Source organism: Mycobacterium farcinogenes (assembly GCF_019739075.1).
Lineage (GTDB): Bacteria > Actinomycetota > Actinomycetes > Mycobacteriales > Mycobacteriaceae > Mycobacterium > Mycobacterium senegalense.
This window is the reverse complement of the sequence record NZ_CP081673.1, coordinates 5,948,436-5,970,189: the sequence shown is the minus strand read 5'-3', so window position 1 is coordinate 5,970,189 and position 21,754 is coordinate 5,948,436. Positions and strand designations below refer to the sequence as shown.

Annotated in this window: 19 protein-coding genes and 1 tRNA gene; 9 read left to right on the top strand and 11 right to left on the bottom strand. The window is 65.3% G+C overall.

The window, feature by feature from the left end; translation table 11 throughout:
- Positions 1-56 precede the first annotated feature (56 nt).
- A complete protein-coding gene (locus K6L26_RS28550) occupies positions 57-281 on the top strand; it encodes a hypothetical protein (protein WP_245008654.1) in 225 nt (74 codons plus the stop codon).
- A gap of 166 nt (positions 282-447) precedes the next feature.
- Here K6L26_RS28550 and K6L26_RS28545 read toward each other — a convergent pair whose 3' ends face one another.
- From K6L26_RS28545 to K6L26_RS28510, 8 genes are all read right to left on the bottom strand, one after another.
- On the bottom strand, positions 448-1,065 hold the full coding sequence (locus K6L26_RS28545; protein WP_019345574.1) for a maleylpyruvate isomerase family mycothiol-dependent enzyme: 618 nt from the start codon (positions 1,063-1,065) through the stop codon (positions 448-450).
- Positions 1,066-1,166: 101 nt separating this feature from the next.
- Positions 1,167-3,686, bottom strand: a complete 2,520-nt coding sequence (locus tag K6L26_RS28540) for an arylsulfatase (protein ID WP_019345575.1) — start codon at positions 3,684-3,686, stop codon at positions 1,167-1,169.
- A 141-nt stretch (positions 3,687-3,827) separates the two neighbouring features.
- Entirely contained in the window at positions 3,828-4,289 is a 462-nt protein-coding gene (locus K6L26_RS28535) for a MarR family winged helix-turn-helix transcriptional regulator (RefSeq protein ID WP_230983444.1), read from the bottom strand.
- Positions 4,290-4,676: 387 nt separating this feature from the next.
- Complete coding sequence (locus K6L26_RS28530; RefSeq protein WP_245008653.1) at positions 4,677-5,315, bottom strand: TetR/AcrR family transcriptional regulator; 639 nt, start codon at positions 5,313-5,315, stop codon at positions 4,677-4,679.
- A 47-nt stretch (positions 5,316-5,362) separates the two neighbouring features.
- Positions 5,363-6,463, bottom strand: coding sequence for a TIGR03857 family LLM class F420-dependent oxidoreductase (locus K6L26_RS28525; RefSeq protein WP_019348568.1), 1,101 nt, complete (start codon positions 6,461-6,463; stop codon positions 5,363-5,365).
- A 108-nt stretch (positions 6,464-6,571) separates the two neighbouring features.
- Positions 6,572-7,390 (bottom strand): class I SAM-dependent methyltransferase, encoded by an 819-nt coding sequence (locus K6L26_RS28520; protein WP_165691932.1) that lies wholly within the window; start codon positions 7,388-7,390, stop codon positions 6,572-6,574.
- Complete coding sequence (locus tag K6L26_RS28515; RefSeq protein ID WP_221852231.1) at positions 7,390-8,430, bottom strand: hypothetical protein; 1,041 nt, start codon at positions 8,428-8,430, stop codon at positions 7,390-7,392. Before K6L26_RS28515 ends, K6L26_RS28520 begins: the two co-directional genes overlap by 1 nt.
- A gap of 360 nt (positions 8,431-8,790) precedes the next feature.
- A tRNA-Gly gene (locus K6L26_RS28510) sits at positions 8,791-8,864 on the bottom strand.
- A 359-nt stretch (positions 8,865-9,223) separates the two neighbouring features.
- On the opposite strand from K6L26_RS28510, the gene K6L26_RS28505 reads away from it, so the two are divergent.
- The 8 genes from K6L26_RS28505 to K6L26_RS28470 all read left to right on the top strand — a co-directional run bounded on the left by K6L26_RS28505 (position 9,224) and on the right by K6L26_RS28470 (position 18,114).
- Complete coding sequence (locus tag K6L26_RS28505) at positions 9,224-10,210, top strand: DUF7159 family protein (protein ID WP_221852229.1); 987 nt, start codon at positions 9,224-9,226, stop codon at positions 10,208-10,210.
- Positions 10,211-10,226: 16 nt separating this feature from the next.
- Complete coding sequence (dcd, locus tag K6L26_RS28500) at positions 10,227-10,796, top strand: dCTP deaminase (protein ID WP_019348564.1); 570 nt, start codon at positions 10,227-10,229, stop codon at positions 10,794-10,796.
- A gap of 232 nt (positions 10,797-11,028) precedes the next feature.
- Positions 11,029-12,369, top strand: a complete 1,341-nt coding sequence (locus tag K6L26_RS28495; RefSeq protein WP_064897993.1) for an ammonium transporter — start codon at positions 11,029-11,031, stop codon at positions 12,367-12,369.
- A gap of 221 nt (positions 12,370-12,590) precedes the next feature.
- Positions 12,591-14,216: a DUF7159 family protein gene (locus K6L26_RS28490; RefSeq protein ID WP_221852227.1), complete on the top strand. Its 1,626-nt coding sequence runs from the start codon at positions 12,591-12,593 to the stop codon at positions 14,214-14,216.
- Positions 14,217-14,292: 76 nt separating this feature from the next.
- On the top strand, positions 14,293-15,624 hold the full coding sequence (locus K6L26_RS28485; RefSeq protein WP_221852226.1) for a UDP-glucose dehydrogenase family protein: 1,332 nt from the start codon (positions 14,293-14,295) through the stop codon (positions 15,622-15,624).
- Between the two features lie 38 nt (positions 15,625-15,662).
- Positions 15,663-16,973, top strand: a complete 1,311-nt coding sequence (locus K6L26_RS28480) for a cytochrome P450 (RefSeq protein ID WP_019345183.1) — start codon at positions 15,663-15,665, stop codon at positions 16,971-16,973.
- A 1-nt stretch (position 16,974) separates the two neighbouring features.
- On the top strand, positions 16,975-17,727 hold the full coding sequence (locus K6L26_RS28475; protein ID WP_221852224.1) for a maleylpyruvate isomerase family mycothiol-dependent enzyme: 753 nt from the start codon (positions 16,975-16,977) through the stop codon (positions 17,725-17,727).
- A gap of 18 nt (positions 17,728-17,745) precedes the next feature.
- Positions 17,746-18,114, top strand: coding sequence for a nuclear transport factor 2 family protein (locus K6L26_RS28470; protein ID WP_043368353.1), 369 nt, complete (start codon positions 17,746-17,748; stop codon positions 18,112-18,114).
- Positions 18,115-18,120: 6 nt separating this feature from the next.
- On the opposite strand, the gene K6L26_RS28465 is transcribed toward K6L26_RS28470, so the two are convergent.
- The 3 genes from K6L26_RS28465 to K6L26_RS28455 are packed head-to-tail and all read right to left on the bottom strand — an operon-like array spanning position 18,121 to position 21,736.
- Positions 18,121-20,223 carry a xanthine dehydrogenase family protein molybdopterin-binding subunit gene (locus tag K6L26_RS28465; protein ID WP_221852222.1) on the bottom strand — a complete coding sequence of 701 codons (2,103 nt, stop codon included), beginning with the start codon at positions 20,221-20,223 and terminating at the stop codon, positions 18,121-18,123.
- Positions 20,220-21,215: an FAD binding domain-containing protein gene (locus K6L26_RS28460; RefSeq protein ID WP_221852220.1), complete on the bottom strand. Its 996-nt coding sequence runs from the start codon at positions 21,213-21,215 to the stop codon at positions 20,220-20,222. The genes K6L26_RS28465 and K6L26_RS28460 overlap by 4 nt, the downstream gene beginning before the upstream one ends.
- On the bottom strand, positions 21,212-21,736 hold the full coding sequence (locus tag K6L26_RS28455) for a 2Fe-2S iron-sulfur cluster-binding protein (RefSeq protein WP_019345178.1): 525 nt from the start codon (positions 21,734-21,736) through the stop codon (positions 21,212-21,214). Before K6L26_RS28455 ends, K6L26_RS28460 begins: the two co-directional genes overlap by 4 nt.
- Between the last annotated feature and the right edge of the window lie 18 nt (positions 21,737-21,754).

Sequence of the window (21,754 nt, the reverse complement as noted above, 5' to 3'; positions counted from 1 at the left end):
CAACGCCCGCATACGATCTCTTGTGCACTCAGCCCTATGCAGGCTGGCGAGATCCTATGGCGCTCAGCCTTTTCAGCCACGCCAACCGGATCTCTCGGGCTAACTTCGTCGATGCCGGCGAGCGTCTCGGTATCAGGGCACGTGCGACGACGAGGATGATCGACGAACTTATCGACGCTGCCAATGACTGGCCGGACAGGTGTGGACGGATCGGATTCGGCGACCGGCAGACAGAGCTTCTGGCCGACATGCTGCGGACGAGACTGGGCAGCTTGAAGTAGGGCTGGTCCTGGCTGTGTCCGTGCCGAGTCTCGCGAATCCGACCTGGTCCGCGACAAGTGGGTCATCCCGGTGCGCCGCAACACCATTCATATTGATTAGAGGTGCTCTACGTCTAGGATTCCAGACACATACTGGCAGTAATCCTCGGGGTAAGTGCTTCCAGACCTAGTCCTCCTCGGGTTCTGGCTCTGGTTCGGCATCGGGAACGTTGCGCCGATGCGAGAACATCAGCACGATGTCGTGGATCGGTGCCTCGCGTCGCGCACCCCACTCGGGTCCCACGGTGAAATCGGCGTCGGTGGCCACGAAGCGGTAGCCCGGAAGATCGCGTTGGGGAGCGAACGGGAACTTCATGCGCCACAAGCGATCTGCGACAGCTACGGCGGCGTCGGTGGGCATGGTTCGGTCGATCCCGAGCGGTATGCAGATGTCCTGGGTGTGGATCAGGATGTCCAGCAGCGGGTCGACTTCCTTGGTCCCCGGTGGTCGCTTCCGCGACCCTGCCATTGCTCGGATCCGCGCCGTGATGGCGGCTGGCTCGGCAGGATCTTCCAGCGCGGCGCGGCGGACCATGGCGTCGAAGCGGAAGCCTGACTTGATGGCTGCCGGCAAGAACTCTCGGAAGCTCGCGTGGGCCTGCGTGATGTGAACGGCGACCTCGCGCACCGTCCAGCCCGCACACAGGGACGGCGTCGCCCACTGCGCCGGTTCAAGCGTGTCGAGCAGGTCGGCGAGCTGTCCACGCTGTTCATCGACATTGCGCCAGATCGTGTCGGAGTCCACGGCCCGCTCCTATCGTCAGGGTTTCTCTGATCAAAATAGTCGGATTTGCAAACAGCACTCTGGCCCAGCACCTCGTGCTGGGCCAGAGCATCCACCGTGGCTCAGTCCGTCGCGAACGCGGCCTGCGCCTCGCGGTTGAGGTCGACGTACTTCTCCTCGCTCACGTCGACCGCCACACCCTTGATGGTGCCGCCGGTGAACCGACCCGGATTCTGGTACAGATCGGACACGTTGTCGCCGCTGTCGAACCCGACACACAGCCCGTCACCGGCGAGGGTGAACTTGCCCGTCTGGGCCCGCATGGGGCCCTTGGCAGCTTCTTTACCGTCTACGTAAAGGATTGTGGTGCCCAGGGATTCGCCGTACTCACCCTTCTTCTCCCAGATGAACTCCATGCCCAGCGCATGCTTGCCCTCGGGCAGCGGGCCGGAGACGAACACCTGCTCGGGCTTGATGCCCAAGAAGTTGTAGACGTAGTGCAGCTTGTTGTCCTTGATGAACAGGGCGTGTCCGCCGAAGCGTGAGCCGTGCGCGAACAGCACGCCCTGGGCCGCCTTCGTCATGTCGACGTCGGCGATGATCTTGTAGGACCGGCCCCGGATGTTGACCGCGACACCCTCAGGTACGGGCGCGGTGTCCGGGTAATAGAGGTAGCGGGTGCGGGGTGGCTCGAACTGTGGCCGTTGGATGGTGATGAGGTCTACCGCGGTGCGGTCATCGAGGGGAAGGACGTAGTTGTTCTTTGCCTCCTCGTTCCACGCGTCGATCAACTCCTTGAGCTTCTCCGGATTCTGATCGGCGACGTTCTTGGCCTCGGAACGGTCCTCGTCGACATGGAAGAGCTCCCACTTGTCCTGATCGAAATGGCCTTTGCCGCTGATCGGTGCATGTAGCGCCGAGGCCTTCCAGCCGTCCTGCCAGATGCCACGAGTGCCCAGCATCGCGTAGTACTGGCGCTTCTTGGTCGTCGGAGCGTCGGCACCGTCGAAGCTGTACCGCATCGACACCCCGTTGATCGGGTACTGCTTGATGCCGCGATACTCCTCGGGCATCTCGATGCCCGCGACGTCCAGAATGGTCGGGACGACGTCAGTGGCGTGGTGATACTGGTGGCGTACCTCGCCCCTGGCTTTGATGCCCTTCGGCCAGTGGATCACCATGGGATCGCAAGTGCCGCCGGAGAACTGCGAATAGCGCTTGAACATCTGGAACGGTGTCGAGAACGCCACCGCCCACCCGGTCGGGTAGTGGTTGTATGTGTCCGGCGTGCCGAGTTTGTCGAGCATCTTCATGTTCTCGGCCAGATCGTCGGGATAGCCGTTGAAGAATTTGTTCTCGTTCACCGACCCGTTCGGTGACCCCTCGCCGGACGCACCGTTGTCGGCGCAGTAGAAGATGACGGTGTTGTCCAGCTGCCCGGTCTGCTCGAGGTAGTCGACCACCCGCCCGACCTGGGCGTCGGTGTATTCCGAGAAACCGGCGAACACCTCGGCCATCCGGCTGAACAGCTTCTTCTCGTCGGGGTTCAGCGAGTCCCACGGCCGCACCGCGTCGGCCTCTGACGCCACGTCTTCGGGCAGCGGGTTGATCGGGGTGAGCTGGGTGCCCTCGGGCATGATGCCCTTGTCGATCATCCGCTTGAGCACCCATTCGCGGTAGGCCTCGTAACCGTCGTCGAACTGACCCTTGTACTTCGCGGAGTATTCCTCGGGGCTGTGGTGTGGGGCGTGGTTCGCTCCCGGGCAGAACCACATGTACCAGGGCTTGGAAGGGTTGCTGGAACGTTGGTCGCGCAGCATCCGGATGGCCTGATCTGCAAGGTCTTTCGACAGGTGGTAACCCTGCTCAGGAGCATATGGCTGATCAATGAACCGGTTGTCCTCGGACAGATCGGGATACCACTGATTGGTTTCACCGCCGAGGAAGCCGTAGAACCGGTCGAAGCCCTTCTGTAGCGGCCACTCGGACTTGCTGCCGCCGCTGGAGACGTCCTCCTCGGGAACGTTGTGGTCCTTGCCGACCCAGAAGGTGCTGTATCCGTTGTCCTGCAGCACCTGGCCGACCGTTGCGCACTGCGCAGGTAGCCGGGCCGCCGCACCGGGGAAGCCGTCAGAGCCCTCGGTGATGCTCGCGAACCGGTTCACGTGGTGGTTGCGACCGGTCAAGAGGCAGGACCGGGTGGGCGAGCACAGTGCGGTGGTGTGCCACTGCGAATAGGTCAACCCGTTGTCGGCCAGGCGTTGCAGCGTCGGCATGTTGATCCGGCCGCCGTACGGGGACCACGAGGCCATCCCGGTGTCATCGAACAACACCACGAGAACGTTGGGTGCGCCCTCGGGTGCATGCTTGAGTTCGAAGGGCTTCCAGTCCGGCTTCGAATCGCGGACGTCGAGTTCGATTTTCCCGTCGAAGCCCTCGTTGATGCCGGTGCCATAGTCGGGCGGGCCGGCATTCCCGCCGGCGCCTGGTTTTCCGGTGTTGTCCTCGCATCCGGCGACTAAGGCGCCGGCAGCGGCGACTCCGACTCCGGTGGCGGCAATGCCACCGAGCATCGAACGCCTCGACAATTTGCCGCGTTTGTCGCCATCGGTCTGGGTCATGTCATCGTTTTTCGATTCCATGTTGGCTGACACTATGCCCGATCGACCGCATTGTCCGGATAAATCACCGCAGGAATTGATAACAGTCGATATGTGTTGTGCGTCAAGACATTTCCTCGAATGGATATGTCGATTCCGTATCACCCGATATGGGTGATGGTCCTACAGCGGTATCGGACGGTTCAGGTCGTCGGCATCATCGCTGGCGAGCAGCTCATGAAAATTGCGTAGCACCGACGCGCATGCGGCCCGTTCCTCCGGATCGAGGCGGTCGAGTACTTTGCTCAGCTCGCGACGGCGACGCGTGTTCACCTGACGCACCAGTTTGCGCCCGCGGTCGGTCAGGGCCAGTGTGACGACACTGCGGTTGTTCGGATCGGAGCCTCGGGTCAGATGGCCGGATGCATCCAAACGGTCGGCCAGTCGAGTGACCGTCGACCCGACCACCCCGAGCGCCTGAGCGCATTCCGTCGACGCCGACTTCCCGCGCTCCTGCAGCACGAGCAGCAGCCGGAACTGTGGCAGTGAGATCTCCAGCTGCTCGACGCTGCGCAGCGCCACGCCCACCAGATCTCGCGTTGCGACTTCGAATGCCGACAGTTCGTCGACCGGAGTTCGGGTCATTTCGTGCTGCTGCGCGCTGCCCATCCCGCGAGTATCCCACGTCAACGGGTTCTGTGGCGGTGACTCGTTGTGTTGGCGCCGAATATCCGTGTCAATGGGCTGTTCCCGTCAATTGTGGATACGCATGTGAGCAAAAAGCCGCTATTTCAAGGGGATTCGGAATACCTGTCGGCCGCCAGTTTATCGGACGTCGTGTTCAGCGCATTCTCGCGGAACGCTGGCCGCGTCGATTTCGACCACAGGGTCGTAGTCGTCGGCCGGTAAGCAGCCGTACCGTGGAAAACGGTGCAGCGCTGGCTTCGTCATCGCCCGCCGATTTTTACCTCAGGGTCGTGACGGCCTGCGATCGCAGCCCTGGTGTGGAAACCGGCGTGGCAGCGGCCCGCTTCATTGCCGTGGCTGGGAGAGTAGTGCCACCACCGCGTCTGCCAACGTCGCGCGGGCGACCGCGAGGTCCGAGGTGAAACCCACCTGGCGTTCGTTGCTCAGGCCCCGGATTGCGGCGGGCAACAGGCACCGCACCCGGTACAACTGATCCGGATCGAGGTCCAGGCCGTCCATCAGATAGTCGAAACCTTGAATCCAATCGTGCTCGCGTGCCGCGAAAGCCGCTGCCGTCTGCGGGTATTCGGCGGCGATATCGGAGCGGCGTGGTGGCAGCGACGTGCGCAACGCTGTGAGTGCGCGGCCCTCGGTGGTGTCCAGGTATGCCCAGACCGAGTCGATGGCTGCGGCCACCCGCGCCCGTAGATCGCCTCCACGGGGCGGTTGTTCTTGGAAATGCCAACTGCGAGAGTGTATTTCGGTGATCACCGACACCCACAGCCCGTCCAGGTCGCCGAACTGATGCTGCACCGTGCCCCAGGTGACGCCGGCATCTTTGGCGATGCGATTCGCCGAGACTGGCTCGCCACCGCTGCCGGCCAAGCAGCGGATGGCGACGTCGAGTAACCGCGCGCGGGTCTCAAGGCCGCGCTTGTTCAGCTTGGTACCCGCTGCCGACGTGACCGCAGACGGCACGGCCACCTGCCACTGCTGCCGAGCGCGGGCGGCCTGCGGGGACTCGTGCGTGCTCAGGCAAACCTCCCCGGGTTCGCCGCGACCGCACGGCGTAGCGCCGGCCGATTCTCCCGATAGGCCTGCACGACGGGTGCGATCTCGTGCGGGCTCGCGCCGTGCATGATGACTGAATGGGTGCCCAGTTCGAGCTGTCGGGCGATCGTCTTCGCACAGTTCTGCGGTGATCCCTTGGCCACTGAGTCCAGCCATTCGGCGGGAATCATCTCGGCGATTCGCTGCAGGGTCTCGTACGAGGCACTCGCATCGATCGGCCCGGCAGCGGCCGCGTCGGTGAACAGATCGCTCTGCTTGATCCGCTCCCAGGCGGCGGGATCCCAGCCGTTGGCCGAGACCAACACATCCGCGTACGCCTGCAGGTAGGTGGCCAGGCGCCCGACGCCGCGGCGCAGTTGGTCCTCGGGCGACAACGCGTCGGGGACCGTCGCCAGGCACGCCCAGATGCGGACATTGTCAGGATCCCGGCCCGCACGCTCGGCCCCGCGGCGCACCGCCTCGATCGACGACGTCGTGGCCTCATCGGAGAAAAACGTATGGAGCACAACGAAATCGGCGATCTCGCCGGCGAGCTCCATCGTCTTCGGGCCGACCGCGACCAAGCCGATCGGCGGTCCGTCCGGCAGGCCACTGGCGTGGCGCAGGAACGGCCACTTCCCGGCCGGGCCGTCGTGGTTCAGGATCATCTCGCCGGCCCAGAGCCGACGCAGAATCCCGAAGAAGTCCCGCAGCCGGGCCTCGGTGACCACCGGCAGGCCGATCGCCTGCCAATACGCCGCCATGCCCCGGCCGAACGCCATGGCGAACCTGCCCTCGGTGAGCGCGTGCATGGTCGACCCGATCGTCGCAGTGACCGTCGGGTGCCGCGTGTGGTAGTTCGTCGACGGCGCGATGCCCAGCGTCGTGCTGGCACCCGCGACCGCGCCCGAGAGCACCGCCGGATCCTTCACCGTGAACCGCTCACCGATGTGGCAGGAACCCAACCCGAGCTCGTCGGCTGTACGGGCCTCGGGCAGCACCACCCGGACATCCGCGGGGTGGCGGGTCACGGCGTAGTAGCCGAGCTCGTTGAGCTGGTCGACGGGTGGATTGGTGCTCAATTGCGTGCCTCTCGTTCGGCGGACGTCTAGCACTGTCTGCGCGGAGGCGGCAATTGTCAACGAGGGTTCTCAATGAATGGGAGACGGCCGGTGAGTTCGATGGCCTGCTCAAACTCGGTCGATGCGGATCAGGTTCAACCCCACCTGTGTGTAGGCGTCCGGTAGGGCAGACCAGCGGAACCATGCATCTTTGACGCTTTCAAAGTCGTACTCGAGTTCACCTGCCTCGCGTACCAAATCGACGAAAAGGGTGTAGGTCTGCCTGAAGAGTTCTAGATTTCCGTTGACCGTTGACGGTATTAAAAGTGACAGTGTGTCACCGCGAATCCAGGAAGTGCTCTGCGCCAGGGCTTCCTCGATTCGATCGCCGACCCTTCGATCGCGTCCGGCGCATCTTTCGTGTTCAGTGTAGGCGGCGAAGAATTCCGTGAACAATGGAAATTTCGGGGAGAAGTAGCGCACCGTGTCATTGGCATCAATTATCAGCGCCGTTCCACCGGGTCGAGTCAATTGCGACACACGGTCGAGAGCAGCTGGAATGTCGTCAAGATGTTGAAGTAACAGACGCATCAGAACGAAATCGTAGGTTCCCTCGTGGTCGAACAGACGACTGTTCTCGAACGAGACATTGTTCTCACATGCTTCCCGATTGGCGACGTCGACCAGTTCGGGGGAGAGGTCGATGCCCGTGTACTTCTTGCCTGGGAATCGGGCCGCTATCTGTTTCAGGTAGTAGCCGTTTCCGGTTCCGACATCTAGTACCGTATGAGCGTTTTGCCACTGCGGTGATGTGTAATAGAAACTGAGTTCTTGCGCAATTGCGAAATCGGTCTGCAACCGCTGCATCTGGTCCCATATTCTCTGGATCGTCTCCTTGTGGGTGCCGAAATGGGGGTCGGCGACGGGGGCGTATTGGAAGGTGGTCATCACTCGCTCCGGGTAGCAAGATGGGTATTGGTAACATCGATGTAGGCGATCAGGAGATACATGTTGTGTGGTCCGTCTCTGTCGCCGTCGATCACTTGAGAAGTTATGCATGGAAGGAAAGCTCTTCCCCTGAATTCATCCGTATGAGAGCTGTTGATCTTTATCGGAATGGTGGCGATAGCAAAACCGAGATCCTTGATCACGGTATCGGTGAGGGTCACCTGCTCTTGCAAAAACTTCTGCCAGTCGTCCGTGTCTGAGAACTTCTCGAGCCGCTCGAGCAATCGGTCCAGCGTAAGCGGTCCGTCCTTGAGTGCGGAGGCCTTGTCTACGTAGCCGTAGAGGCGACTGAACTTCTCGTCGAATTCAACGACCTCCGTCGGGGACTCTGATTCCTCGAACACCCCCCGTTTTACGAAACGTATTTCGACGACTGAGAATGGATAGTATCGGGTGATTTCACTGTCGGACAGTATGCCGCGCAGCTTTTGTGCGGGCGAGAGCGCGCACACCGCATGGTCGTTTTCGATCTCTTGGAGTGTCAATCGCAAGCTATTTGCAAGGCCGTCGTCTTTGGCATCGACCACTTCCTGCAAGGACGGCGGTATCTCCCCTTGGTAGTCGACCAATTTAGGGAAATCCTTACTGGCGATGCGGTCTATTTCTTCCAGCACCTCATCCTGTCTCCACTCCTGGTAAGCCACCGCGGACTCGTAAACGGGAATGTCGTCTGGCGAATCGACTATTAGAATTACTGGGGTCCGGTCACGGCCTCGGCGATATCCAAGTTCATACGTGACAGTGAAATTCCGTTCCGAAAGTAGTGCGATAAGGATATCGGCCTCGTTGATTTGGGAAAGTGCCTGACTTGGAATGTCATTAATGGATGCCTTTGCTACATTAACGCTGTAGGTCACGTTCATTCCCGTGGTGGGAGAAGGGATGACCTGGCACTTCTTCTCGATGATATATTTCAGGCGCCTGAAATTCAGGACAGCCTTCCTGCGCTCCGTCCCCGGTTTGCCGAAAGGCATGGCCACCACTACGTTCCTATTGTTCATCTCCACATCACTTTCGTGCTATTCGCGGTCGGCGAATAAATATCCAAGGCACGTATTGCCCGATCGGGAGAAGTTGGGATCGCTTCGCCGGTGGCAGCAGGATGACCTATCCCAGGTCGAGCACTCCGCCTTCGTTTCGCCGAACTGGCTGGGGATCGATTGCCCCATCAACGACAAGTCTCGTGTTCACCGTGTGTGGCTGGTATCTGTCATAGCCCGACCCGCCTTCCCTCGCGATCACGACGCCGTTTTCCCACAGCGTTGTCTTCTTTGATGGAGGGTGCATGAGTAGTCGACTACTCGATTCCGCATCCACCGGGTTGATAACCCGGCGTTTCGTGGAGCCGATGACGGGAATCGAACCCGCGTATTCAGCTTGGGAAGCTGATGTTCTGCCATTGAACTACATCGGCACGGTGCTGACGAAGGATAGCAACCCGCGCCGGGCCGTGGGGAAGGTGGGCAGGCGACTCGCGGTGAGTCTAAGAAATTGACGCCGACGAATCGGACGGGAGATGGCCCGCGGATGGCGAAGGGGCTCGGTGCAGTCGGCGGCGGGTTGCCCAGTGCGGACCCGACGCCTCCGGTTGCGTGGCGAAACAGCTGACCCCAGAACATGATCGCCGTTCACGCGGCAGCCTGAGAGTCGGGTAAATCCTCGGGCTGACGTTCTCAGGCGCAGTTACTACCGTCGGTGTCGTGGGCTCCATCCGGTGCTGAATGGAGCGAAGAGGCCCGCAGCCCGGGCCGAATCAACCAAGGGACTCAACGCATGGATGTTGTCATCGGTATTGCCATGACCTCGCGCGACGCCCGGCTTCTCCTGGTCGAGGGCACCCACGGCGATGGCGCGGTGATCGACCACAACTCGCTGCCCGCGGGCGACGCCGCCGGCGTCGAGCACTCTGGTTTCCGCGACCGCGTCGTCGACGCGGTGATCGACACGCGCGCGACCGCTCCGGCCAACGGATACACCGTGGCACGCGTCGCGCTGACCTGGACCGATGCGATGGCCGCTGAGGCCAAGCTCGTTCTCGACGCCCTCGAGGAGCGGGGCATCACGAACGCCGCAGCAGTCTCCAAAGCCGATGCATTCGAAGCGGCCGCTGACTACACCGCCCAGATCGGGGACTACGAGGCCATCGCGCTGTGCGTCGTCGAACCGGAGGAGGCCATGCTGGCCGTGACCGGTTCCGAGCGCGAGGATGGCCGGCGCCGGCTACGTACCCGCCATCTCGACGGACCGGACGCGGCTACCGCGGTGCTGGCCCTGCGCGGTCTCTGCGACAGCTTCCCGGAGCCGATCGACGAGGTGGCCATCGCGGGATCGGCTCCAGATGCGGAAAACCTTGTCGAGGAAGCCAATTCGGTGATGTCGCGGCCTGTACTGCTCGGCGACGAAGCTGCCCTGCTGCTGGCTCGCGGCGCACTGATCGCCAGCGCGGATATTCGTGACGATCCGGCGTCGGCAGTCAAACCTGCCCCGCTGACGCACACCGTGGCCATGGCCTTGGCGACAGCGGCGCTGATCGTGGCGGGCTCGGTGTTTCTGGCGGTGACGGTGCGCGGCGGCCACAGCAGCGTTCCACCGCAGGCGTCGACCACGGCGGAACATGCCGCACCGCCCCCACCCACCGAGTCGGTTCACACCGTGGTGCGCAAGGTGGTGCCACTGGCGGGGCAGGCGGCAGACAAGTCCTTCGTGGCGCCTTACGCCGAGCGCGCCGTGTCGCCGTCTTCGGGGGTGGTCCGTCGGTAACCGATACGCTCGTCGGGTGCTGCTCTCCGATCGAGACATCCGGGCCGAGATCGCCGCTAAACGCCTGGCCATCGAGCCGTTCGACGATGCCCTGGTGCAGCCGTCGAGCGTCGACGTCCGTCTGGACAACTTGTTCCGGGTGTTCAACAACACCCGCTACACCCACATCGACCCGGCCAAACAGCAAGACGAGCTGACCACGCTGGTCGAGCCGGTCGAAGGAGAGCCGTTTGTCCTGCACCCGGGCGAGTTCGTGCTGGGCTCCACGCTCGAGGTCTGCACGCTGCCTGACGACCTGGCCGGACGCCTGGAAGGAAAGTCCTCGCTGGGCCGTCTCGGATTGTTGACGCATTCGACCGCGGGCTTCATCGACCCGGGTTTCTCGGGGCACATCACCTTGGAGCTCTCGAATGTCGCCAATCTGCCCATCACGTTGTGGCCGGGCATGAAGATCGGCCAGCTGTGCCTGCTGCGGCTGACCAGCCCCGCCGAGCACCCCTACGGCAGCGACAAGGTGGGCTCGAAATACCAGGGCCAGCGCGGCCCGACGCCGTCTCGCTCGCATTTGAACTTCATCAAGTCGTAGTTGCCACGAGGGGCTGGCCCGCCCATGCACCGCGAGTGTGCGCAGAATGCCGCCAGATGACGGCGGGTCGGCCAGCAGACACGCACGCTCGGCAGAGCAAGAGCAAGCCGGACGCAAAAGCGCCCGGTGAACTTTCAGTAACCACACCGCAACACGAAACACGGCTGAAACACGCTTGCCGCGTGGCTGAAACGCGGGCCGGAGATTCTCGTCGAGACCAAAGGAGCTCGACGTGCCCGAAATCGATCCGGCCGCCACCGCCTGGCTGCTTGCCAGCACCGCGCTGGTCCTGCTGATGACCCCCGGCCTCGCCATCTTCTACGGCGGCATGGTCCGCACCACCGGCGTGCTCAACATGATCATGATGAGCTTCATCTCGATCCCGCTCGTCACGGTGGCCTGGCTGTTGGTCGGCTACACCCTGGCGTTCTCCGATGACGCGGGTGGTGGCTTCATCGGCGGCCTGCAGCACTTCGGCATGCTCGGCATCACGCCCAGCACCGCCCACGGTTCGGTGCCCGAGCTGCTGTTCGCCACGTTCCAGCTGACCTTCGCGATCATCACGGCCGCCCTGGTCAGCGGGGCCATCGCGGACCGCGCGAAGTTCGCCGCCTGGATGCTGTTCGTCCCGCTGTGGGCCGTCGCGGTGTACGCCGTCGTCGCGCACTGGGTCTGGGGCCCGGGCGGCTGGCTGGCCGGGCTGGGCGTGCTCGACTACGCCGGCGGCCTCGTCGTCGAGATCGTCTCCGGCTCCTCTGCCCTGGCGTTGGCCCTGGTGCTGGGGCCCCGCATCGGTTTCAAGCAGGACGCGATGCGCCCGCACAACCTGCCCTTCGTGCTGCTCGGTGTCGGCCTGCTGTGGTTCGGCTGGTTCGGCTTCAACGCGGGCTCGGCATTGGCGGCCAACGGCACTGCCGCGGCGATCTTCCTCAACACCCTGGTCGCCGGCTGCTTGGGCATGCTCGGCTGGCTCACGGTCGAGCAGGTCCGCGACGGCAAGCCCACAACTTTCGGCGCGGCCTCCGGTGTGGTGGCCGGCCTGGTGGCGATCACCCCGTCGTGCGGCACGGTCAACACCCTCGGCGCGGTCGTGGTGGGCCTGGCCGCCGGCGTGGTGTGTTCCTTCGCCATCGGCCTGAAGTTCCGGTTCGGTTATGACGACTCGCTGGACGTGGTGGGAGTGCACTTCGTCGGCGGCGTGGTCGGCGTCCTGCTCATCGGCTTCCTGGCCACCGAGGTGATGACCCAGGGCCCGCAGGGCCTCTTCTACGGCGGCGGGCTGACCCAGCTGGGTAAGCAGCTGCTGGGCGCGATCGTGGTGGCGGCCTATGCCTTCACCGTCTCGTACGGGCTCGCCAAACTGATCGACCGGTTCATGGGGTTCCGGGTCAGCCCCGAGGACGAGACCACCGGCGTCGACTTCACCCAGCACGCCGAGTCCGCGTACGCCGAGGGAGTGCACGGGCACCTGCCCCAGCGCCGGCCGGGATTGTTCGGAACCTTGGGCCAGTTGGGTCAGTACGGCGACCGGGAACAACGCCCGGATCCGGCCGAAGAAGACAGCGCGGGATGAACCGGGCGGCGCTCTTTGTCGTAATGCCGAGTAGGGTCTAACTAACCGGCGCCGGCACGCACCATGCCGTCGCGGTCCGACCGGGATCTCAGCGCTGCAGCTAACGCGCGGAGGTGTAACGATCGAGCACGTTGCACCGATGAAGGTTCTAGTTGTCGGTTCGTGCGACATGTGTGCGCAATGGCGACAAACGCAGTGCAGCAAACACATTGGAGGACTCGGTGGACATCGTATTGGGTGTGGCGATGGCACCTACAACGGTCCGCATGGTGCTGGTCGAGGGGGAGAAAGCCGACGGGGTCACCGTCGATCACGACGTCTTCGACGTCACCGCCAATGAAGACTTGGCAACCACCAGTGCGGCCGATCAGGTGGTCGCTGCCATCCTCGGAACCCAGGAGAGCGCCACCACGGGTGGGCACCATCTGAAGTCGGTCGGTGTCACGTGGACCGACCATTCCGACGCGTCGGCTCTGCGCGACGCCCTGTCCGTGCACGGCATCGACGACGTCATGCTGGTCTCCGAAAGCCATGCCGCCGCCGCGCTGGCCCAGGCCGTCGGCCGCGCCGTCGGCTACGACACCACCGCGCTGCTGTTCATCGACCGCGACGCCGCGACGCTGTCGGTGGTCAAGACCGACGACGGCTCGGTGGTCAAGGTGCTCAGCCGGTCCCTGCACAGCTCCGACGCGATGGCCGTGCTCACCGAGATGGCCGCGGCCGTCGACGCTGCCGAATCCGCGCCCGACGGCATGTTCGTCCTCGGCGCCGGTGTCGACGTCGCCTCGGTCAAGGCCCACCTCGAGCCCCTGGTGTCGCTCCCCGTCAGCGCCCCGGACGAGCCGGAGATGGCGCTGGCCCGCGGCGCCGCACTGGCATCGGCCAACGCTCCGGCGTTCGAAGCCACCACGGTCGGTTTGGCCTACTCGCAAGATCCCGACGGGACGACCGCGGGCAGTGCCTACGCACTGGCGGGTCTGTCCACCCAGATGGCGCCGCTCGGTGCCGAGGCGATCGACGGCGTCGACCTTGTCGCCGACGAGATGCCGCTCGACGAGGAACGCAAGCCGTTCCTGCTCGTCGGGTCCGCGTTGACCTCGGTGTTCGTGGTTGGTGTTGTGGCCCTGGTCATCTCGCTTGCGGTGAGTATCCGGCCGACGGTCGATCAACGCCCTTCGCCGGCGCAGGGCGCGGTGGCGCCGACCGCCCCGGCCAAGCTCCCGGCGCCCGCACCCGCGCCGGAGGCCCAGCCCGCGCAGCCGGCGGCCCCGCCCCCGGCCCCACCGCCGGAGACCATCAAGGCACCCATCCCGGTGGTCCAGGAAGCGCCGGCGCCCGCACCGCAGGCCCCGCCGCGCACGGTCTACGTCGAGCAGCCCGCTGCCGCCCCACCGCCTGCGCCCGAGGCGCCTGCTCCGGCTCCGGAGGCTCCGCCGCCGGCCCCGGTTCCCGTGGCGCCTGCGCCGGCTCCGATCTACAACCCGCCGGCGCCGTACATCCCGCCGCTGGTCGTTTTGCCGCCTGCGCCGCGGCTGCCGAACATCTTCCGTCCGCCGTGGGAGCCGCGTGAGCAGGCGCCGCGATGGGATCCGCCGTCACGCCACGAACCGGAAAGCCCGCGGTGGCCTGGCTCAGGCTCGGATGACTGGAACCCGGGCCGGGGTGCGGGCGATTGGAATCCGGGCCGCGGATCCGGCGACTGGAACCCTGGGCGGTCCAGTGGTTCCGGTGACTGGAACCCCGGTGGTTCGGGTTCCGGTGATTGGAACCCCGGTCGGTCCGGCGGTTCACGCAGTGGCGGTGACGGCGGGGGCCTGTGGCCCTTCCCGTCATTCGGCGGCCACTGAAAACCGTTACCTGACGTTGGCCTGCCGCTCAGTGTCACGTAGCGGCTAGCTCATTATCGCGGCCTATCCAGGCAGTATGCGATGCACCGTATTCGGTACCGGCTATCTGGGCGCGACACATGCCGCAGGGATGGCCGAGCTCGGCCATGAGGTGACCGGGGTCGACATCGACCCGGGCAAGGTGGCCAAACTCGCCGCCGGTGACATCCCGTTCTATGAGCCTGGCCTGCGAAAGGTGTTGAACGACAACCTGTCCGCCGGACGGCTGCGGTTCACCACCGACTACGACGAGGCCGCCGATTTCGCCGACGTGCATTTCCTCGGTGTCGGCACGCCACAGAAAAAGGGTGAATACAGCGCCGATCTGCGCCACGTGCACGCCGTGATCGACACCCTGGTGCCCCGGCTCCGCCGGCCCGCGGTGATCGTCGGCAAGTCCACCGTGCCGGTGGGCACCGCCGCGGACCTGGCCGAGCGGGCCCGCGCCCTGGCCCCGGCGGACGTGGACGTCGAGGTGGCCTGGAACCCCGAGTTCCTCCGGGAGGGGTACGCGGTGCACGACACGTTGCACCCGGACCGGATTGTGGTTGGTGTGCAGCGTGATTCGGCCCGCTCCGAATCCGCGGTCCGCGAGCTGTATGCCCCGATGATCGCCGACGGGGTGCCGTTCCTGGTCACCGACCTGGAGACCGCCGAGCTGGTCAAGGTTTCGGCCAATGCGTTCCTGGCCACCAAGATCTCGTTCATCAACGCGATCTCCGAAGTGTGTGAAGCCGTCGGCGCCGACGTCACCCTGCTGGCCGATGCGCTGGGCTACGACCCGCGGATCGGGCGGCGATTCCTCAACGCCGGTCTGGGCTTTGGTGGCGGTTGCCTGCCCAAGGACATCCGGGCATTCATGGCCCGGGCCGGTGAGCTCGGCGCGAACCATGCGCTGACGTTCCTGCGTGAGGTCGACAGCATCAACATGCGCCGTCGCACCGCGATGGTGGAGCTGACCACCCGGGCCTGCGGCGGATCGCTGCTGGGCGCCAACATCGCCGTCCTGGGTGCGGCGTTCAAGCCCGAATCCGATGACGTGCGTGATTCGCCGGCGCTGAATGTCGCGGGCATGCTGCAGCTCAACGGCGCCGCGGTCAACGTGTATGACCCCAAGGCGATGGACAACTCTCAGCGGGTGTTCCCGACGCTGAACTACTCCACCTCCGTCATCGAGGCCTGTGACCGGGCCGATGCGGTGTTGGTGCTCACCGAGTGGGCCGAGTTCGTCGACCTGGACCCGGCCGAACTGGCCGACATGGTGCGGGTCAAAGTCGTTGTGGACGGCCGCAATTGCCTGGACGCGCAGCGGTGGCGCGATGCGGGTTGGCGCGTGTACGCGCTGGGGCGCCCAGTCGCCACTGTTTGACGCTTGTAGAACAAATTTCGCGGTCGTAGGCTCGGGCCATGCGGGAACGAATCCGGTGGCTGGCCCTGCACGGCGTGGTTCGAGGCATCTCTGCGTACGGCGTGCGCCGCGGGGATCCGCAAGCTCGGCTGATCGCCGACCCCGCGGTGCGGGCCGACCCGGCTCCCTTCGCCGATGAGATGCGCCGGCGCGGGCCGATCGTGCGCGGTCGTGCGCTGCTGATGACCTTCGATTACGACGTCGCGACCGACCTGCTGCGCTCTGACGACTTCCGGGTGTCGCGGCTCGGCGGGAACCTGCCGAAGCCGTTGCGGTGGGTGGCCGACAAGACCTACACCGGCGGGCTGCACCCCCTGCTGGCCCCGTCGCTGCTGGCCGTGGAGCCGCCCGACCACACGCGCTACCGCAAGCTGGTCTCATCGGTGTTCACCACCCGAGCGGTCTCCCGGCTGCGGGAACGGGTCCAGGAAACAGCCAACGAATTGCTGGATGCCATGGACGGCGGCGTGGTCGACATCGTCGAGCAGTACTGTGCCCAGCTGCCGGTCGCGGTGATCAGCGACATCCTCGGCGTGCCCGACGCTGATCGCTCCCAGATCCTTCGCTTCGGCGAGCTCGGCGCGCCGAGCCTCGACATCGGCCTGACCTGGCGGCAGTACCAGCAGGTGAACTCCGGCATCCACGGATTCGAGACCTGGCTGACCGATCACCTGCGCCAACTGCGTCGGAACCCCGGCGAGGACCTGCTCAGCCAGATCATCCAGGCTTCCGACGCCGGCGCGGCCGGGGAACCGCTCGACGAATCAGAACTGCGGGCGCTGGCGGGGCTCGTCCTGGCGGCGGGGTTCGAGACGACGGTCAACCTGCTGGGCAACGGCATCCGCATGCTGCTGGACCATCCCGAACACCTGCAGACCCTGGCCTCTCGGCCCGAACTCTGGCCCAATGCCGTCGAGGAAATCCTGCGCCTGGACTCACCGGTGCTGATGAGTGCACGAGTGGCCCGCGTGGACACGGAAGTGGCCGGAACGCAGGTGCAGGCCGACGAACTGGTCATCGTGCACCTCGCCGGGGCCAACCGCGACCCCGCGGTGTTCACCGACCCGCACCGCTTCGACATCGAGCGCGACAACGCCGGGCGGCACCTGTCGTTCTCCGGAGGAAGACACTTCTGCCTCGGCGCTGCCCTGGCCCGAGCGGAAGGCCAGGTCGGCCTGCAGACCTTCTTCGAGCGTTTCCCCGACGCCCGGCCGGCCGGTCAGGGAAGCCGCCGCGAGACCCGAATCCTGCGGGGGTGGTCGACTCTGCCGATCGCACTCGGGAAGGCACGCACAGCGGTAAGTTCGTGACGTGGACTTCCGAGCTGCTCTGCTCGACCAGACCCGTTCGTTCGGGGAGCTGATCGCCTCCAGCGATCCTGAGACGCCGGTGCCGACGTGCCCGGAGTGGACGCTCAAGCAACTGTTCCGTCATGTGGGGCGCGGAAACCGTTGGGCGGCACAGATTATCTCCGAGCGTCGGGTGTCCCCGCTCGACCCGCGTGAGGTACATGAGGGCAAGCCGCCCGACGACGCCGAGGCTGCGATCGAGTGGCTCAACGCGGGTGCGGTCCAAATCCTCAAGGCGGTCGACCAGGTCGGCACCGACACCAGGGTGTGGACCTTCCTGGGCCCCAAACCGGGCGGATGGTGGATCCGGCGTCGAGTACACGAGGTGGCGGTGCACCACGCCGACGCCGCGCTGGCCCTGGGAACCACGTTCGACATTCCGGCCGACCTCGCCGCCGACGCGGTCAGTGAGTGGCTTGAGATCTCCACCGGCATGGCCAACAAGCGGCACGGCGAACCCCTCGCGTCGGGTGCCAGCATTCATCTGCACGCCACCGACGAGGGGCTGGGGCCCACGGGGGAGTGGATGCTGGAGCACGACGAGGACGGGCTCGGGTGGTCACACAGTCATGGCAAGGGCACTGTCGCACTGAAGGGTCCGGCCGGTGACCTGTTGTTGGCCGTCACTCGGCGGCGCAGTGCGGGCGACCTCGGACTCGAAGTGTTCGGCGACACCGCGACCTGGGCCGCCTGGCTCGACAACACACCGTTCTGAGTGGCGTACGTTGCGTTCATGACCACATCCGAGATCGCCACGGTTCTGGCCTGGCATGACGCGCTGAACGACAACGACGTCGACACCCTGATCAAGCTGTCCAGCGATGACATCGAGGTAGGCGATGCCAGAGGTGCCGCCCAAGGGCACGCCGCCCTGCGTGATTGGGCCGGCTCCGTGGGCAAGACCGTGACGCCGGGGCGGATGTTCGTCCACGACGGCGTGGTCGTCGTCGAACAGACCGTTCTGAGCGCCGACGGGACGGCTCGCGCCGGAGCCGCCGCGTTCCGCGTGGTGCACGACCACGTCACCTCGGTGTTTCGCCATGACACCCTTTCTGCCGCTTTGGCCGCCACCGAACTCACCGAAGACGACCTGGCCGGCTGACCAGGCTCAGGGCAGCCCCGGCAACACTTTGTCGAGAGTGACCGGTAGCTCCCGGACCCGGACCCCGGTGGCGTGGTGTATGGCGTTGACCACCGCCGCCGCGGCGCCGACGATGCCGATCTCGCCCGCGCCGCGAGACCCCATCGGGTTGAGGTGTTCTTCGACCTCGTCGAGCCAGATCGCTTCGACATGAGGGACGTCGGCGTGGGCGCTGATGTGATACGAGGCGAGATCCTGGGTGACGACATGCCCGAACCGTGAGTCCCGCACGCTCTCCTCATGCAGCGCCATGGACAGCCCCATCGTCATGCCACCGATCAGCTGGGATCGGAGTGTGCGCGCGTTGATGGCCCGGCCGACCGAGAAGACCCCGAGCATGCGGGGGACCCGGATTTCGCCGGTGTCACGGTTGACGTGCGCCTCGACGAAGTGCGCGCCGAAGGACTGGACCGTGAACTTCTCGGTGTCGGGGTTCTGCGGAGCCTCGGCCGTCGCTGTCACACCGATGTGCGGATGGTCGCCGTGCTCGCGGCGAAATTGCTTGGCCGCAGCCACGATTGCCGATCCCCACGAGGTGATGCCGGACGAGCCGCCGGCCACCGATGCCTGCGGCAGGTCGGTGTCACCGATCTGCAGGTCGATCGCGGCGACATCGCATCCCAGGGCATCGGCGGCGATCTGGGCCAGCGCGGTCCAGGTGCCGGTGCCGATGTCCGCTGCGCCGATCTGCACGGTGTAGTGACCCTGCCCGGTGTGGCTGATGCGGGCCGTGTTGCCTTCCATCGCCATACCTGGATACGTGGCCGCAGCCACCCCGGTGCCGATAAACCAATTGCCGGCAAGGTATTTGGCGGGCCGCGGATCGCGTGGATGCCAGCCGAAGCGCTCGGCGCCGACACGGAGACACTCGATCAGGCGTCGGCTCGACCAGGGATTGCCTGTCTCGGGATCGACCTCGGGTTCATTGCGGATCCGCAACTCGATGGGATCGAGTTTGCAAGCCACCGCGAGCTCGTCCATCGCGACCTCGGCGGCGAACGTGCCGGGGCATTCGCCCGGAGCCCGCATCCAGAACGGGACGGGCACGTCGAGCGCGGCCAACCGGTGCGATGTGTGCCGGTTGGGGCTGGCGTACATCTTGCGGGAGGTGACGGCCGTCTGCTCGGCGAATTCCTTCACGGTGGAAGTCTGTTCGACGACGTCGTGTGCCAGGGCGACGAGGTGACCGCCCTGATCGGCGCCCAGTCGCAGGCGCTGGATGGTCGGGGTGCGATAGCCGACCAGCGAGAACATCTGTTGTCGGGTCAGTGCCAGCTTCACGGGTCGGCCGCCGGCGCGCTGGGCGGCGAGCAGGGCCAGCACATCATGCGCGTGCGGCGCGCCCTTGGACCCGAACCCGCCGCCCACGTGCGGTGCGACCACCCGGAGTTGCTCGGGCCTCAGGTCCAGCAGCGGCGCCAGCGTCTTGCGTACCACGTGTACGCCCTGCGTCGAGTCGTACAGGGTCACCGAGGGTTCACCGTCGCGCATCGTCCAGTGTGCGATGCAAGCGTGCGGCTCCATCGGGTTGTTGTGCTCGATCGGTGTGCGGTAGGTCGCGTCGACGGTGACCTCGGCTGAGGTCAGGGCGGTTTCGACGTCGCCCTGATCGGTGTCGGCGGGAAACGACGGATTGACCGACTCGGGCTTGTACAGGCCGCGGTGATCGGCGGTCAGCGCTACGTCGTGCGGCTCCTCGTGGTAATCCACCCGCACCAGAGCGCTTGCCTCCCGGGCGATCTCAGCGGTTTCGGCCACCACGCCGCCGATGATCTGTCCGCGGAAGTGCACTTGATCGTCCTGAAGGATCGTCAGCTCACCGTCGGAGGTGTCGGCCAGCTTGGGCGCATCGAAGACGGTGAGCACGTCGAGCACCCCGTCGAGGGCGATGGCCGCGGTGGTGTCCATGGTGGTGACCCGGCCGCGTGCGATGGTGGCCTGGATCGCATGCAGGTACGCGGGGTGCTCGACCTGCTGCTCGAATGCGTAGCGGGCGGTGCCGGTGACCTTCGCACGGCCGTCGGTGCGGGCCATCGGTAGGCCCATGGCATGCGGTTCGACGAGAGTCATGGCCGTCTCCGTTCGGTGAGCATGCGTAGTTGGGCGACCAGTGTGCGGCGGGCGAGGTCCACTTTGAACTCGTTTCCCGGCAGTGGTTCGGCTTGCTTGAGTTCGGCTTCAGCCGCTGCGTCGAAGGTCTCGGCCGAGGGCTGATCGCCGGTCAGTACGCGCTCGGCCCGCCGCGCCCGCCACGGCTTGTGTGCCACGCCGCCCAATGCGATTCGTGCCGACCCGATCTGGAATGTTGAGGTGAAGGTCAGCTCGGCGGCGACCGACACCAGCGCGAACGCGTAGGAGGCACGGTCACGCACCTTGCGGTAATCCGAGACCGCCCCACCGGGTGGCGGGGGCAGTTCGACTCCGGTGATCAGCTCACCGTGCCCCAACACGGTGTCCCGGTCGGGTTCGTCACCCGGAAGCCGATAGAACTCGTCCACCGGGATGCGGCGTTCCCCGTCGCGAGTCCGCACCACGACCTGCGCGTCCAGGGCGCACATCGCCACTGCCATGTCCGAAGGGTGTACTGCCACGCAATGCGGCGATGCGCCGAAGATGGCGTGGTAGCGCACATAGCCGTCGAGCGCCGAGCAGCCGCTGCCCGGCTCGCGCTTGTTGCACGGCGTGGTGACGTCCTGGAAGTACACGCACCTGGTTCGCTGCAGCAGGTTCCCGGCCGTGGTGGCCGCGTTGCGTAATTGCCCGGACGCACCCGACAGCAGGGCCCGCGCCAGCATCGGGTAGTGCGACCGGATCACCGGGTCGGCCGCCAGATCGCTGTTGCGGACGTTGGCGCCGATGCGTACGCCGCCGTCGTCGGTGACTGCGATCTCCGACAGATCGAGGTGGCTGACGTCGACCAACAGATCCGGTTCTGTGACACCGAGTTTCATGTGATCGACGAGGTTGGTGCCGCCGGCGAGAAAGGCTCCGCGGGGGTGCTCGGCCAGCGCGGCCACCGCATCGGCGGGACTCGTCGCGCGGTGGTAGTCGAACGGCCTCATTGGGTCGCCGCCCGCTCGATCGCGGCGACGATGTTCGGATACGCCGCGCACCGGCAGAGATTGCCGCTCATCCGTTCCCGGATCTCATCGTCGGTCAGCACGGGGCTGAGCTCCAGATCTTCGGTGACGAAGCTCGGTGCGCCGCCCTTGACCTCGTCCAACATGCCGACCGCAGAACAGATCTGGCCGGGCGTGCAGTAACCGCATTGAAAGCCGTCCTCGTCGTAGAACGACTGCGCCACCGGGTGCAGCCGACCATCTTGCTCGAGGCCTGCGGCCGTGGTGATCTGTGCCCCGTCGGCGGCGACGGCGAACGTCAGGCACGTGGTGACGCGACGCCCGTCGAGCAGCACCGTGCACGAGCCGCACTGTCCGTGGTCGCAGCCCTTCTTCGGCGCCGTTACGCCCAGCTGTTCACGCAGCGCATCCAGCAGCGTCATGCGGTTGTCGACGGTCAGATGGCGGCGGGTTCCGTCGACCTCGAGGGTCAACTCGCTGCGATGGTGATCGGGCTGGCTCACGGTCGCGGGATACCCCGG

Bases quoted from the DNA above. Each gene is read 5' to 3' on its own strand.
- K6L26_RS28550 (WP_245008654.1), top strand. From the start codon at position 57: ATGGCGCTCAGCCTTTTCAGCCACGCCAACCGGATCTCTCGGGCTAAC.
- K6L26_RS28540 (WP_019345575.1), bottom strand. From the start codon at position 3,686: ATGGAATCGAAAAACGATGACATGACCCAGACCGATGGCGACAAACGC.
- K6L26_RS28535 (WP_230983444.1), bottom strand. From the start codon at position 4,289: ATGACCCGAACTCCGGTCGACGAACTGTCGGCATTCGAAGTCGCAACG.
- K6L26_RS28520 (WP_165691932.1), bottom strand. From the start codon at position 7,390: ATGACCACCTTCCAATACGCCCCCGTCGCCGACCCCCATTTCGGCACC.
- K6L26_RS28505 (WP_221852229.1), top strand. From the start codon at position 9,224: ATGGATGTTGTCATCGGTATTGCCATGACCTCGCGCGACGCCCGGCTT.
- K6L26_RS28485 (WP_221852226.1), top strand. From the start codon at position 14,293: ATGCGATGCACCGTATTCGGTACCGGCTATCTGGGCGCGACACATGCC.
- K6L26_RS28480 (WP_019345183.1), top strand. From the start codon at position 15,663: ATGCGGGAACGAATCCGGTGGCTGGCCCTGCACGGCGTGGTTCGAGGC.
- K6L26_RS28470 (WP_043368353.1), top strand. From the start codon at position 17,746: ATGACCACATCCGAGATCGCCACGGTTCTGGCCTGGCATGACGCGCTG.
- K6L26_RS28465 (WP_221852222.1), bottom strand. From the start codon at position 20,223: ATGACTCTCGTCGAACCGCATGCCATGGGCCTACCGATGGCCCGCACC.
- K6L26_RS28460 (WP_221852220.1), bottom strand. From the start codon at position 21,215: ATGAGGCCGTTCGACTACCACCGCGCGACGAGTCCCGCCGATGCGGTG.